Genomic DNA, 12,926 nt, shown 5'->3' with positions numbered 1-12,926 from the left:
GGAATTAAATGCGTTTGCATTAGATGCGGATGCATGTAGTGTTCGGGTCCATGTCCTCTTCCTCATCTCGTTGGGGCGCGCTCGCCGTGCTCTGTGCAGTGATCTTCCTTGATGCCCTCGATGTCTCGATGGTCGGTGTGGCACTGCCTTCCATCCAGCGTGATCTGGGGCTCTCTACTTCCTCCTTGCAATGGGTTGTCAGCGGTTACGTGCTCGGCTACGGCGGTCTCCTGCTGCTCGGCGGCAGGACCGCCGACCTGCTCGGGCGGCGCAGGGTGTTCCTGGTCGCGCTGGGCGTCTTCGCCGTCGCGTCACTGCTCGGCGGCCTGGTGGACGACGGCGCGTTGCTCATCGCCGCCCGCTTTGTGAAGGGCGTGGGAGCGGCCTTCACCGCGCCCGCCGCCTTGTCGATCATCACCACGACCTTCCCCGAAGGCCCCGCGCGCAACAAGGCGTTGAGCATCTTCACCGCCTGCGGCGCCAGCGGCTACTCGCTGGGATTGGTGCTGTCCGGCCTGCTGACCGAGCTGGGGTGGCGCTGGACGCTGCTGATGCCGGTGCCGGTCGCGATCATCGCGCTGCTCGCCGCGCTCAAGGTGCTGCCGCGCGGCGAGGAGGAGCGCGCCGAGGGCGGTCACGACCTGGTCGGCGCCGTGCTGATCACCGCCTCGATGCTGCTGCTCGTCTACACCGTGGTGCAGGCGCCCGAGGTCGGCTGGGCCTCGCTGCGCACGATCGGCTCGCTCGTGGTCACCGCCGCGCTGCTCGGCCTGTTCATCTTCGCCGAGCTCAGGATGAAGCACCCGCTGGTCCGGCTCGGCATCCTGCGCTCCGGCTCGATCGTCCGGGCCAACCTGGGGCTGCTCATCCTGATGGGCTCGTACGTGGCCTTCCAGTTCGTCGCCATGCAGTACTTCCAGAACCTGCTGCACTGGTCGGCTCTCGGCACCGCGCTCGCGTTCCTGCCCGCCGGCGTGCTCGTGGCCGTCACCAGCACCAAGATGGGCGACTTCGCCGACAGGTTCGGCACCGGCAAGCTGATCGTCATCGGGGCCGCCGCGCTGGCCGGAGGCTACGCCATCTTCCTCGGCATCGACGAGACCCCGAGCCTGGGCGGCATGGTCATCCCCGGCATGATCCTGCTGGGCATCGCGTTCGCGCTGTCGTTCCCGTCGCTCAACATCCAGGCCACCAACGGCGTGGACGACGACGAGCAGGGTCTGGCCTCCGGCCTGCTCAACACCTCCGGCCAGGTGGGCGGCGCGATCGTGCTGGCCGTGGTCACCGCGGTGCTCACCTCCGGCTCGGGCGGCGCGATCTCGATCGGGACGCTGCGCGCGGCGATCGTCGTGTCGCTGGTGCTGGCCCTGGTCGGCGTCGCGATCTCCGCGACGGGACTGCGCTTCCGCAAGGCGGCGGCGGTCGAGGAGGAGGTCAAGGTCTACGAGACGGTCTGACCGCCCGTCCATGGCTGTCTGGGGCCTCGCGCGTGCTCGCGCGGGGCCCCTGGTCTGCGAACTCCCTGATCCGGGGAAAGGCTTGCGGTGATCCACGGAAAGCCCGCTTGCGGGGACGGCGGTGGGGCATCATCGGGATATGCGCCCGTCACCCGCACCGGGGACCGTCCAGGGGTTCGCCCGTGCGGTCGCCGGGCTCGCACTCCTGGCCGTCCTGTCCGCCTGTGGCAACGTCACGCCCACCGGCAGCGCGGCGGTCTCGCCTCCGTCGCCCACCCCCACCCCGACCAGTACCGACGACCCGCCGCCGACGAGCACGTCCGAGGTCGACGTCGACATGGGCGGCACGGGCGAGCCCGCCCTGGTGAAAGCGGTCAACTGGGAGGCCCGCGACGGGTTCGACCGGATCGTGGTGGACTTCGAGGGCGATCCCCCCGGCTACAAGGCCACCTGGGTCAAGGAACTCGTCCAGGACGGCTCGGGCGACCGCCTGGACGTCAAGGGCGGCGCCTACCTCGAGATCGCCCTCAACCGCGCCCAAGCCCACACCGACAAGGGCGCCCCCACCTGGGAGGGCGGCCCGATCTTCCAGACCGACCTCGGCAACGTCCGCGCCGTGGTCAAGACCGGCGACTTCGAGGGCAGGGTCGGCATCGGCCTGGTCCTCGACCATCGCGCCGGGTACCGCCTCGATCAGCAGACCTCCCCGAACCGGCTCGTCGTGGACGTGGCACACTGACGTCGTGGTGAGAAAGATCGAAGGCCCGACGAGAATCCCGGTACCGGGCGGCAAGCTCATCGACGAGCACATCGGCCGCGTGAACAGCGGCGACGAGGCGATCTCGATCGCCCACATGGTGGCGCCGCCAGGCTGGTCGGAACCGCCCCAGACCCCCGAGTTCACCGAGTACACGGTGGTGCTCAAGGGCACGGTCCTGGTCGAGCACGCGGGCGGCACCACGAAGGTCTCGGCGGGCGAGTCGTTGGTCAGCGAGCCGGGCGAGACGGTCCGTTACAGCACCGGCCCCGAGGGCGCCGAGTACGTCGCCGTCTGCCTTCCCGCCTTCTCCCCTGACCTGGCCCGTCGCGACTGACCCCGGCGCGCGGGAGAGGGCGGGGCCACAGCTCATATCATGGCCAGATGAGCCCCACCCTTGACGAGATCCGACGCGCGCCCAAGGTCCTGCTCCACGACCATCTCGACGGTGGCCTGCGGGCCGAGACGATCGTCGAGCTGGCTCGGGAGCACGGCTACCAGGGCCTGCCCACCACCGACGCCGGAAACCTGCGGCAGTGGTTCGAGGAGGCCTCCGACTCCGGGTCCCTGGAACGGTACCTGGAGACGTTCGAGCACACCGTCGGGGTGATGCAGACCCGTGACGCGCTGGTCAGGGTGGCCGCCGAGTGCGCCGAAGACCTGGCCGCCGACGGGGTGGTGTACGCGGAGGTGCGCTTCGCGCCCGAGCAGCACACCACCACCGGGCTGACCCTCGACGCCGTGGTGGAGGCGGTGCTCGAAGGGTTCAAGCTGGGCTCGCAGGGCCGCGACGTCAAGGTCGGCACGCTGCTGACCGCGATGCGGCACCAGGCGCGCTCCAAGGAGATCGCCGAGCTGGCCGTCCGCTACCGCGACGTCGGCGTGGTGGGGTTCGACATCGCGGGCGCCGAGGCGGGCTACCCTCCCACCCGGCACCTCGACGCGTTCGAGTACCTGCAGCGGGAGAACGCGCACTTCACGATCCACGCCGGTGAGGCGTTCGGGCTGCCGTCGATCTGGCAGGCCATCCAGTGGTGCGGCGCCGACCGGCTGGGCCACGGGGTGCGCATCATCGACGACATCTCCACCTCCGGCGACGGCACCGCCAAGCTCGGGCGGCTGGCCGCCTACGTCCGCGACAAGCGCATCCCGCTGGAGATGTGCCCGACCTCCAACCTGCAGACGGGCGCCGCCCCGTCGATCGCCGAGCACCCCATCGGGCTGCTGCGCCGGCTGAACTTCAGGGTGACGGTCAACACCGACAACCGGCTGATGAGCTCCACCTCCGTCTCGCTGGAGTTCGCCAAGCTGGTCGAGGCGTTCGGCTACGACTGGGATGACCTGCAGTGGTTCACGGTGAACGCGATGAAGTCGGCGTTCATCCCGTTCGACGAGCGGCTGGCGCTGATCAACGGCGTGATCAAGCCCGGCTTCGCGCGGCTGAAGTGGCAGCCGTGAAGCAGGTCTACCGGTCCAAGACCGCCTTCGTGCTCGGCTGGGTCTGGGTGGCGTTCGTCGCGGTGAACGCCTGGGATCTCACCGTCCGCTTCAACGGCAAGCCCTCGCTGGTGGCCGCCGCGGTCCTCGGCGGGCTCACCGCGATCGTCTACCTGGTCGCGCTCAGGCCGGCCACCGTGTTCACCGAGCCCGGGCTGGTCGGGCGGAACCCGCTGCGCACCACGTTCGTCCCGTGGGCGTCCGTGGCGGACGTGACCGTCTCGCACTCGATCAACGTCCAGCACGACGAGCAGCTCCTGCGGCTGTGGACGCCGATGAGCACGGCACGGGAGCGGGCCAGGGCGCAGCGCAGGGCGGCGCCCAGGCCGCAGCGTCCCAGCCGGTTCCGCACCGAGCCCGCGATGACGAGGGGCGAGCAGACGGCGGCGGAGGCGTTCGCCGGGAAGACGCACGCCGACTGGGTGGGGGAGCAGATCACCGAGCGCGCCGAGTCGGCCAGGCGGCGCGAGGAGGCGGCCGGTCCCGCCCGCACCACGTGGTCGCTCGACGCGTTCGCGGTGCTCGCCGTGGCGCTCGCCCTGGTGGTGGCCGCCATCGTGGTCCCCTGACGGCTCCCGGGGTCAGAGCTCTCCACGTAGGTTGACCCTGACACCGTGTGAGGCCCTACACCTGGAGAGGTCATGTTCAGCATCGGAGACTTCGCCAGGCTCGGACTCGTGTCCGTGCGCATGCTGCGCCACTACGACGCGCTCGGGCTGCTGCGCCCCGCCCACGTGGACCCGTCCACCGGCTACCGCTCGTACCAGGCGGCGCAGCTGTCCAGGCTCAACAGGATCGTCGCGATCAAGGACCTCGGCTTCACGCTGGAACAGGTCAGGGCGATCCTCGACGACAAGGTGAGCGCGGACGAGCTGCACGGCATGGTCCGGCTGCGCCGCGCCCAGCTCGAAGCCCAGATCAGCGCCGACCTGGCCAGGCTGCGCGGCGTCGAGGCGAGGCTTCGGAGCATCGAGACGGAAGGGCACATGAAGACGGACGAGGTCGTGCTCAAGAAGGTCGCCCCGGTCACGGTGGCCGAGCTCAGCGCCAGGGCCGCCAGCTACGACAGCGAGGACATCGGCCCGGTCATCCAACCCCTGTACAGGCAGCTCTGCGACCGCGTGGAGGCGGCCGGTGTGGCCATCGCCGGCCCCGGCATCGCCTACTACGTGCCCGAGGACGACGGGAGCGTGATGGTCCACGCCGCGTTCCCCGTCACGACCGGGCCGCGCCCGGACCTCGACTTCCAGGTGGTCGCCCTGCCCGGCATCGACACCGCGGCGACGATCATCCACCACGGCGCGATGGAGGACGTCGGGTCGACGTTCCAGACCCTCGCCCACTGGATCGAGGAGAACGGTCACCGGTCGCTCTCCCTGGCCAGGGAGGTCTACCTGCACTGCCCGGATAACGCGGCCGAATGGGTGACGGAACTGCAGATCGAGGTGGCCCCCGCCTAGTGGACGATCTGGAGCGGCACCGCGCCGAGCTGACCGGATACTGCTACCGCATGCTCGGCTCCGCCTTCGAGGCCGAGGACGCGGTGCAGGAGACCCTGGTCAGAGCCTGGCGGGGCGGCTACGACCCGGCGCGCGGGCCGGCGCGTCCGTGGCTGTTCCAGATCGCCACCAACATCTGCCTCGACATGCTGCGCACCCCCCAGCGACGGGCCCGCGCCATGGACCTCGGCCCCGCCGCCGCCCCGGGAGCGGGACTCGGCGACCCCCTGCCCGAGCACAGGTGGATCCAGCCCGTCCCCGACAGCCGGGTGCTGCCCGCCGACCCTGCGGACCTCGCCGTCGCCAGGGAGTCGGTGCGGCTGGCGTTCGTGGCGGCGTTGCAGCACCTCCCGCCCCGGCAGCGGGCCGTCCTCATCCTGCGGGACGTCCTGCGCTGGCGCGCCGCCGAGGTGGCGGACCTGCTCGGAGCCAGCGTCGCGTCGGTCAACAGCGCCCTGCAACGCGCCAGGGCCGCCCTTCCCGCCACCCCGGAACCACGAGCGGACGTGGACGAGGAACTGCTCGCCCGCTACGTGGACGCCTTCGAGCGCTACGACGTCGAACGGCTCGTCGCGCTGCTCCACGAGGACGCCACCATGTCGATGCCGCCGTTCACCTGGTGGCTGCGCGGCCGGGACGACATCCGCACGGTCATGCTGGCGGCCGACGCCCCCTGCGCCGGGTCCCGCCTCGTCCGCACCGCGGCCAACGGCTCGCCCGCCTTCGGCCAGTACGTGAACGGCGAGCCCTTCGCCCTCGTGGTGGTCGAGCCCGCCGACGGCCGGATCGCCGCCACGACGGCCTATCTCGACCCGGCGCTGTTCCCGCTGTTCGGCCTGCCGATGACTTCCGGCGCCGCATCTCGTACAGACCGGTAAGGAGGACAGACATGCCAGAGATCATCGAACAGCCCGCCCGCCCCTACGTGGGGGTGCGCAGGCATATCACCATGACGACCTTCGGCGAGGTCGCCGACCGCATCTCGGAGCTGATCGGCTGGCTCGCCGAGCGCGGTCTCGCCCCGGCGGCGGGCCCGTTCCTGCGGTACCACAGCATCGACATGGCGGCCGACCGGCTGGAGGTCGAGGCGGGCGTGCCCGTCGCGGAGCCGGTCGAGGGCGAGGGCGAGATCCTCGCCGGTGAGTTGCCCGCCGGGCGCTACGCGACCGTCACCCACCACGGCCACCCCGACCAGCTCGCCGGCGTCATCGGGGACCTGCTGAAATGGACGGCGGAGCAGGGGCTGGAGTGGGACATGACGGAAGCGGACGGCGTCGAACGCTGGGGCTGCCGCCTTGAGATCTACAACACCGACCCCCGCGTCGAACCCGACCCGAACAACTGGGACACCGACCTCCAGTTCCGCCTCGCCTAACGCCTGACGCCGAGCGCCTGACGCCTGACGGTGGCTCGCCTAACGCCAGACGTCGAGCACTTCCTCAGGCGTGACGTGCCTGACCCCCTCCACGTCGCACCCACTGCGCGAGACCGCGCAGAGCGGCGTGGAGGTGTCGGCGCCCGGCATCTTCGAGCGGTGGACGATGAGCTCGCTCAGATCGTGATGGTCGAACGGCCGGTTCTCCAGCCACTTGATCGACCCCAGCATCGTGATCTTCTTGGCGATCGGCTCCCTGTCGGCTCCGACCAGGTCGATCTCCGGATCGTTGGTCCGGGTCCAGTAGCCGCCTATGGCACCGGTGCCTTCGGGAAGCTCGTCCATGCGCCGGACGGACTCGCGGATGACGGGCTCGATGGCCGTCCCTCGCCATGACGTCCAGGACTGGCGGATCCTGTCCATGACCCTGTCCGCTCGGCCACGCTCGATGTCGGTCAGGCGGGATCCGATGAACCGGATCCAGAACCGCAGATGGGTGTCCACCACGTGGTAGCGCGTCTCCCGGGACGGCCGGGTCGACAGGGGCCGCTCCACGGCGATCATGCGCTTCTCCAGCAGCAGCTGGAGCGCCCGGTTCATCGATGCCCGGGAGACCCCCTGGGCGGCGGTGGCGATGTTGGCGTGCGTGCGCTGCCCCGCGCCGATCGCGCTCAGCACCTCCCGGGCGAGGGCTTCCGGCGGGAACTCGGCGGCGAGCGCACGCTCTCCGCTGACGATCAGCGCGGAGAGCGGGTTCGCGGTCGCCTCCTTCAGGTAGTCCCAGAGGGAGCCGCCACGGGGCCATTCCTCGCAGATCATCGGCAGGCCGCCCGAGACCAGATGGGCGTCGAACGCCTCCGCCGCGGACAGGCCGAGAGCCTGCCCCACGTCATGGGGGCTGAGGGGATCGACGACGAAGTCGACAGCACGCTGGTAGAAGGGCCGGTCGTAGGTGTTGATCGCCTCCATCATGGACAGGTCCGAGCCGATGAGCAGCAGCAACACGGGCCGTCTGGAGAACTCCCGGTCGAAGAGCTTCTGCAGCACGCCCTCCAAGGACGGGTCCGCCTTGATCAGGTACGGGAGCTCGTCGATGACCACGACGCTGGGCGAGCGCTCGGGGAGGGCGTGCGCGAGCAGGGACAGCGCGTCGTGCCACGAACCTGGCTGCTCGGCGTGGAAGGCCGAGGCATCCGGAAGGTTCGACGAGCGAACCTCCTCGGTGAAGAGGCGAAGCTCCTGGTCCAGAGCGTGGCCGGTCGCCGTGAAGTAGACGTGGGGCAGTTGGGTCTGCTGGATGAACTCCTCCGCCAACCTCGACTTCCCCACGCGACGGCGGCCCCGGACCAGGAGGGCGCGCCCGGGGCGATCGAAGCGGTTGACATCCGTCTTCTCCAGGACACACTGGAGAAGGGCCAGTTCCCGCTTCCTGCCGATGAAGCTCTCCAAAACCGCCCCCAGATAGTCTCACAGATGAGACTATCTGGAAGAGATGGTCTCAGAGGTGGATTCTGCGACACCGTCGCCTGGGATGGTCTCAGGCGTGAGACTGAAGTCCCAGTGCCGTGCTCAGGTCGGACTTCAGGGCGTCAAGGTCTCGGACGGCCTGCGCCCGCGCGTCCGCGACCTCGCCGGTGACCGGGACGACCACCTCCAGGTAGCACTTGAGCTTGGGCTCGGTGCCCGAAGGGCGGACCACCACCCGCGCGTCGCCCGACAGGACGTAGCGCAGGCCGTCGGTGGGCGGCAGGCCGCCGTCGCCCCTGCTCAGGTCGTCGGCGGTGAGCGCCGCGCGCCCGCCGAGCGTCGCCGGCGGGGCCGCGCGGAGCCTGGACATGGCGCCGGCGATCAGTGACAGGTCGTCCACCCTGACCGAGAGCTGGGTGGTGGCGTGCAGCCCGTAGCGCCGGGCCTGGTCGTCGAGGAGGTCGAGGAGGGTGCGGCCGTCGCGCCGGGCGGCGGCCGCGATGCCGGCGACCGTGAGGGCGGCGCCGATGCCGTCCTTGTCGTGGACCGGCAGGCCGGAGTCGGAGCCGACGCTGTAGCCGATCGCCTCCTCGTACCCGAAGACCAGCCCGGGGCCCGCCTTGATGATCCACTTGAAGCCGGTGAGCGTCTCGCCGTAGCGGACGCCGTGCGCGCGGGCGATCTTGCCGAGCAGGGTGGACGACACGATCGTGGTGGCCACCATGCGATCGCCGGACGTGTGCGTGATCACGTGCTCGGCGAGCAGGCCGCCCACCTCGTCGCCGGTCAGCATGCGCCAGGAGCCGTCGCCCAGCGGCACGGCCACCGCGCACCGGTCGGCGTCGGGGTCGTTGGCGATGACCAGGTCGGCCCCGGACTTGGTGGCGAGGGCGATGGCGAGGTCCATCGCGCCCGGCTCCTCCGGGTTCGGGAAGGACACCGTGGGGAAGTCGGGGTCGGGCTCGCGCTGCTCCTCGACCGACATCGGGCTCTCGAACCCGGCCGCGAGGAACGCGCCGGTCAGGGTCGCCCCGCCCACGCCGTGCAGCGGCGTGTAGGCCACCCGCAGCTCGCGGGCGTCGCCGAGCGGCAGCGCGGTGACCGCGTCGAGGTAGTCGTCGATGATGCCGTCGCTCAGCTCGGTCAGCGTGCCGGGGCCGTTGAGCGGCAGCTCGTCGACGCGTCCGACGGCGTCGATGGCGGCCGAGATCTCGCGGTCGATCGGGGGCACGATCTGGGAGCCGTCGCCCCAGTAGACCTTGTAGCCGTTGTCGCGGGGCGGGTTGTGGCTGGCCGTCACCGTGACCCCCGCGTCGGCGCCGAGGTGGCGGACGGCGAAGGCCAGCACGGGCGTCGGCAGCGGGCCCGGCAGCAGCGAGGCGTGCAGCCCCGCCCCGGTCAGCACCGCGGCGGTGTCGCGGGCGAACACGTCGGACTTGTGCCTGGCGTCGTAGCCGATGACGACGTGCTTGCCGGGGCCGAGGACGGCGGCCAGCCCGGCGGCGGCCCGCATGACGGTGACCCGGTTCATCCGGTTCGGCCCGGCTCCCAGCTCGCCGCGCAGACCCGCCGTGCCGAACTCCAGCCTGTTGCCGAAGCGCTCGCCCAGCGCCTCCAGGTCACCTCGTTCCAGCAGGTCGGAGAGCTCGGCCCGGGTCTCGGGGTCGGGGTCCTGGACGAGCCACTGCCTGGCCCGCCGGACGAGGTCGCCGCTCACAGCCGATCGACGATCTTGGCCAGCAGGACGCCCATGCGGGCGGCCGTGGCCCGGCCGACCTCCAGGACCTCCTCATGGTTGAGCGGCTCGCTCGCCAGGCCCGCTCCCGGGTTGGTGACCAGCGAGATGCCGAGCACGTCCAGGCCGGCCTCGCGGGCCGCGATCGCCTCCAGCACGGTGGACATGCCGATCAGGTCGGCGCCCAGCGTGCGCAGCATGCGGATCTCGGCGGGAGTCTCGTAGGTGGGGCCGCGGAAGGCGACGTAGACGCCCTCGGCGATCTCCGGGTCGACCTCGCGCACGAGCGCGCGCAGCCGCCGCGAGTAGACCTCCGTGAGGTCGAGGAACGTGGTGCCGGTGATCGGGTTGGCGCCCGTCATGTTGATGTGGTCGCTGATCAGCACCGGGTCGCCGACGTTCTGCGTCTCGGGACGCAGCCCGCCCGCCGCGTTGGTCAGCACGACCGTGCCGACCCCCGCCGCCGCGGCCGTGCGCACCCCGTGGACGACCGACTCGGCGCCGCGGCCCTCGTAGAGGTGGCTGCGTCCGAGGAAGACGAGGGCCGACCGCCCGGCTTCGGTGCGGACGACCCTGATCTTGCCGCCGTGCCCCGCGACCGCGGGAGCCGCGAAGCCGGGCAGGTCGGTGAACGGGATCTCGGCCACGGTCGCGCCGAGGGCGTCGGCGGCCGGGACCCAGCCGGACCCCATGACGAGGGCCACGTCGAAGGAGTCGAGACCCGTGGCGGCCTTCAGCGCAGCGGCGGCCGTACCGGCGAGGGAGTAGGCGTCGTTTGTCACCTTCAGTAGTTTAGGAGCAGCCTGTCGAGCACTCGCACCCCGAACTGCAGCGCCTCCACCGGCACCCGCTCGTCCACGCCGTGGAACATCGACGCGAAGTCCATGTCCGCGGGCAGCCGCAGCGGCACGAACCCGAACCCGCGCACGCCCAGGTCGGCGAAGAACGTCTTGTTGTCCGTGCCGCCCGACATGCAGTACGGCACCGCCCGCGCGGTCGGGTCCTCGGCCTTCAGCGCCGCGATCATCGACTCGACCAGGGCGCCGTCGAACGTGGTCTCCAGCGCGATGTCGTGGTGCACGAACTCGCGGCGCACGTTCGGGCCGAGCAGCGAGTCGATGGTCTTGAAGAAGTCGTCCTCGAAGCCGGGCAGGAAGCGCCCGTCGACCACGGCGGTGGCCTGCCCGGGGATGACGTTCGCCTTGTATCCGGCGTCGAGCTGGGTGGGGTTGGCGGTGTGGCTCAGCGTCGCGCCGACGAAGCGGACGAGCGGCCCGATCCTGTCGAGGATCGGCGTGGGGTCCGTCTCGTCGAAGGGCAGGCCGAAGGCGTCGGCGACCTCGGTGAGGAAGCGGCGCACCGTCGGAGTGAGCGTGATGGGCCACTCGTGCGCGCCGATCCTGGCCACGGCCTTGGCCACCTCGGTGACCGCGTTGTCGGAGTTGAGCATCGAGCCGTGCCCCGCCGTGCCGTCGGCGATCAGCTTCATCCAGCCGAGGCCCTTCTGCGCGGTCTCGATCAGGTAGAGCCGCAGCGACGGGTCCACCTCCAGCGAGTAGCCGCCCACTTCGCTGATCGCCTCGGTGACGCCCTCGAACAGCTCGGGGTGGTGCTCGGTGAGGTACTTGGCGCCGTACACGCCGCCCGCCTCCTCGTCGGCCACCCAGGCGAAGACCAGGTCGCGGCGGGGCTTGCGGCCTTCCTGCTTGAGCTGGCGGAGGACGGCCAGCATCATCGCGTCCATGTCCTTCATGTCCACCGCGCCGCGGCCCCAGATGTAGCCGTCGCGCACCTCGCCCGCGAACGGGTCCACCGACCAGTCGGCGGCGTTGGCGGGGACCACGTCCAGGTGGCCGTGGACGAGCAGCGCGGGCAGCGACGGGTCGGCGCCCTCGACGCGGGTGACCACGTTGCCGCGTCCGGGGGCGCTCTCCACGTAGGTGGAGTCGACGCCGACCTCGGCGAGCCTGGCCATGACCACCTCGGCGGCGGCGCGCTCGCCGGGGCCGGAGCCGTCCCCGTAGTTGCTGCTGTCGGCGCGGATCAGCTCCGCGCAGAGCTCGGCGACTTCCTTCTCGGCTGGTGTCATGGGGTCTTCTCCAAGGTGAGCAGGCCGGACTTGTGGAGGTGGCCGCGCTTGTAGGCGCGGGTGATGAGGGTGACGTCCATGTCGGTGATCTCGTCGAGAGGCCCGACGACGCCTGTCAGGAAGCGGTAGAGGGCGGCCTCGTGGGCGACCGCCACCTGGACGATCACCGAGTAGGTGCCGGTGGTGGCCGCGCAGTACCGGACGTTCGGGTGCGCGGCCAGCGTCTGGCCGACCATGTCGAGGCCGTGCGGGCGCACCTTGAGCCAGAGCTTGGCCTCCACCTCCAGGCCGAGCAGCGCGGGCTCGACCTCCGCCCGCAGCAGCAGGAGCCGCCGGTCGAGCAGCGAGGCGACCCGCCTGCGCGCGGTCGGGACGGAGATGTCCAGCCGTTCGGCGATCGTGGTGAAGGCGATGCGCCCGTCGGCGGCCAGCAGTTCGGCGATCTCCCGCTCCAGCGGTGACAGGCCGTCCTCGTCGGGGAGGCAGTCACGGACGGTAGCCGGGCGCAGCCCGGCCACCTCCTGGTCGGTGAGGTAGGGGGCGTGCCACTCGGCGACGGTCATGAACGTGTGCAGGACGACCTGGGTGCGCGTCTGCAGCACTCCGTCGATCTTGGTGATCTGCGCGGTCAGGATGTCGTGCAGGCGGTCCCTGGACGGGGAGACCAGCTCGCAGCCGAGGTCGGCGGCGCCGGTCAGCGAGTAGACCGAGCGCGTGTCGGGCCGGTCGGACAGCGCCTCGGCCACCTGCCGGGACGTGCCGGGCCGGACCTGGACGTGCAGGTGGACGGGCCGCCCGTGACCGGAGCGCAGGTCGTCGTAGATGGCGGTGACGCGGATCGCGCCCTCGGCGATCAGTCGTTGCAACCGGCGCGCCACTGTGCGTTCATGCTCGCCGACGGCCCTGCCGATCTCGCCCCACGCTGCCCGGGGGTTGACCTGAAGGGCAGCGACGAGGCGCCGGTCAAGAACATCCACGTGAGGCCGTTTCTGTGTCGGGTTTGTAAATATATATCCAGACATTTGACTGTTTCGGACGTCCGCATGCACA

Annotated in this window: 13 protein-coding genes; 8 read left to right on the top strand and 5 right to left on the bottom strand. The window is 70.8% G+C overall.

The annotated features are described in order from the left end of the window. Positions 1-23 precede the first annotated feature (23 nt). The 8 genes from ABT294_RS05395 (at position 24) to ABT294_RS05360 (ending at position 6,585) form a co-directional block, all read left to right on the top strand. Positions 24-1,457: an MFS transporter gene (locus tag ABT294_RS05395; RefSeq protein ID WP_350803723.1), complete on the top strand. Its 1,434-nt coding sequence runs from the start codon at positions 24-26 to the stop codon at positions 1,455-1,457. Between the two features lie 139 nt (positions 1,458-1,596). Next, entirely contained in the window at positions 1,597-2,196 is a 600-nt protein-coding gene (locus tag ABT294_RS05390) for an AMIN-like domain-containing (lipo)protein (protein WP_350803721.1), read from the top strand. A 4-nt stretch (positions 2,197-2,200) separates the two neighbouring features. Beyond that, the gene (locus tag ABT294_RS05385) at positions 2,201-2,551 is read left to right on the top strand and encodes a cupin domain-containing protein (protein WP_350803720.1); all 351 of its coding nucleotides are present in this window, start codon (positions 2,201-2,203) and stop codon (positions 2,549-2,551) included. A 47-nt stretch (positions 2,552-2,598) separates the two neighbouring features. After that, the gene (locus ABT294_RS05380; protein WP_350803719.1) at positions 2,599-3,672 is read left to right on the top strand and encodes an adenosine deaminase; all 1,074 of its coding nucleotides are present in this window, start codon (positions 2,599-2,601) and stop codon (positions 3,670-3,672) included. Beyond that, positions 3,669-4,280 carry a hypothetical protein gene (locus ABT294_RS05375; protein ID WP_350803717.1) on the top strand — a complete coding sequence of 204 codons (612 nt, stop codon included), beginning with the start codon at positions 3,669-3,671 and terminating at the stop codon, positions 4,278-4,280. The genes ABT294_RS05380 and ABT294_RS05375 overlap by 4 nt, the downstream gene beginning before the upstream one ends. Before the next feature lie 72 nt (positions 4,281-4,352). Continuing rightward, a complete protein-coding gene (locus ABT294_RS05370; protein WP_350803716.1) occupies positions 4,353-5,171 on the top strand; it encodes a MerR family transcriptional regulator in 819 nt (272 codons plus the stop codon). After that, positions 5,132-6,088 carry a sigma-70 family RNA polymerase sigma factor gene (locus tag ABT294_RS05365; RefSeq protein ID WP_502911961.1) on the top strand — a complete coding sequence of 319 codons (957 nt, stop codon included), beginning with the start codon at positions 5,132-5,134 and terminating at the stop codon, positions 6,086-6,088. The genes ABT294_RS05370 and ABT294_RS05365 overlap by 40 nt, the downstream gene beginning before the upstream one ends. 11 nt (positions 6,089-6,099) lie before the next feature. After that, positions 6,100-6,585, top strand: a complete 486-nt coding sequence (locus tag ABT294_RS05360) for a GyrI-like domain-containing protein (protein ID WP_350803713.1) — start codon at positions 6,100-6,102, stop codon at positions 6,583-6,585. 39 nt (positions 6,586-6,624) lie between these two features. Here ABT294_RS05360 and ABT294_RS05355 read toward each other — a convergent pair whose 3' ends face one another. The 5 genes from ABT294_RS05355 to ABT294_RS05335 all read right to left on the bottom strand — a co-directional run bounded on the left by ABT294_RS05355 (position 6,625) and on the right by ABT294_RS05335 (position 12,853). Next, positions 6,625-7,899 carry an ATP-binding protein gene (locus ABT294_RS05355; RefSeq protein WP_350803712.1) on the bottom strand — a complete coding sequence of 425 codons (1,275 nt, stop codon included), beginning with the start codon at positions 7,897-7,899 and terminating at the stop codon, positions 6,625-6,627. A 223-nt stretch (positions 7,900-8,122) separates the two neighbouring features. After that, positions 8,123-9,769, bottom strand: a complete 1,647-nt coding sequence (locus ABT294_RS05350) for a phospho-sugar mutase (RefSeq protein ID WP_350803710.1) — start codon at positions 9,767-9,769, stop codon at positions 8,123-8,125. Next, entirely contained in the window at positions 9,766-10,569 is an 804-nt protein-coding gene (locus tag ABT294_RS05345) for a purine-nucleoside phosphorylase (RefSeq protein ID WP_350803708.1), read from the bottom strand. Before ABT294_RS05345 ends, ABT294_RS05350 begins: the two co-directional genes overlap by 4 nt. A gap of 2 nt (positions 10,570-10,571) precedes the next feature. Beyond that, positions 10,572-11,876 carry a M20/M25/M40 family metallo-hydrolase gene (locus ABT294_RS05340; RefSeq protein ID WP_350803707.1) on the bottom strand — a complete coding sequence of 435 codons (1,305 nt, stop codon included), beginning with the start codon at positions 11,874-11,876 and terminating at the stop codon, positions 10,572-10,574. Next, the gene (locus ABT294_RS05335) at positions 11,873-12,853 is read right to left on the bottom strand and encodes an Lrp/AsnC family transcriptional regulator (RefSeq protein ID WP_350803706.1); all 981 of its coding nucleotides are present in this window, start codon (positions 12,851-12,853) and stop codon (positions 11,873-11,875) included. The genes ABT294_RS05340 and ABT294_RS05335 overlap by 4 nt, the downstream gene beginning before the upstream one ends. Positions 12,854-12,926: the final 73 nt, after the last annotated feature.

The organism is Nonomuraea sp. NPDC000554 (assembly GCF_040300065.1).
Taxonomy (GTDB): domain Bacteria; phylum Actinomycetota; class Actinomycetes; order Streptosporangiales; family Streptosporangiaceae; genus Nonomuraea.
This window is presented reverse-complemented; position numbering and strand designations above follow the sequence as displayed.

Excerpts from the sequence above, each read along its gene's own strand:
- ABT294_RS05395 (WP_350803723.1), top strand. The coding sequence starts at position 24 with ATGCGGATGCATGTAGTGTTCGGGTCCATGTCCTCTTCCTCATCTCGT.
- ABT294_RS05390 (WP_350803721.1), top strand. The coding sequence starts at position 1,597 with ATGCGCCCGTCACCCGCACCGGGGACCGTCCAGGGGTTCGCCCGTGCG.
- ABT294_RS05380 (WP_350803719.1), top strand. The coding sequence starts at position 2,599 with ATGAGCCCCACCCTTGACGAGATCCGACGCGCGCCCAAGGTCCTGCTC.
- ABT294_RS05370 (WP_350803716.1), top strand. The coding sequence starts at position 4,353 with ATGTTCAGCATCGGAGACTTCGCCAGGCTCGGACTCGTGTCCGTGCGC.
- ABT294_RS05365 (WP_502911961.1), top strand. The coding sequence starts at position 5,132 with ATGGGTGACGGAACTGCAGATCGAGGTGGCCCCCGCCTAGTGGACGAT.
- ABT294_RS05360 (WP_350803713.1), top strand. The coding sequence starts at position 6,100 with ATGCCAGAGATCATCGAACAGCCCGCCCGCCCCTACGTGGGGGTGCGC.
- ABT294_RS05340 (WP_350803707.1), bottom strand. The coding sequence starts at position 11,876 with ATGACACCAGCCGAGAAGGAAGTCGCCGAGCTCTGCGCGGAGCTGATC.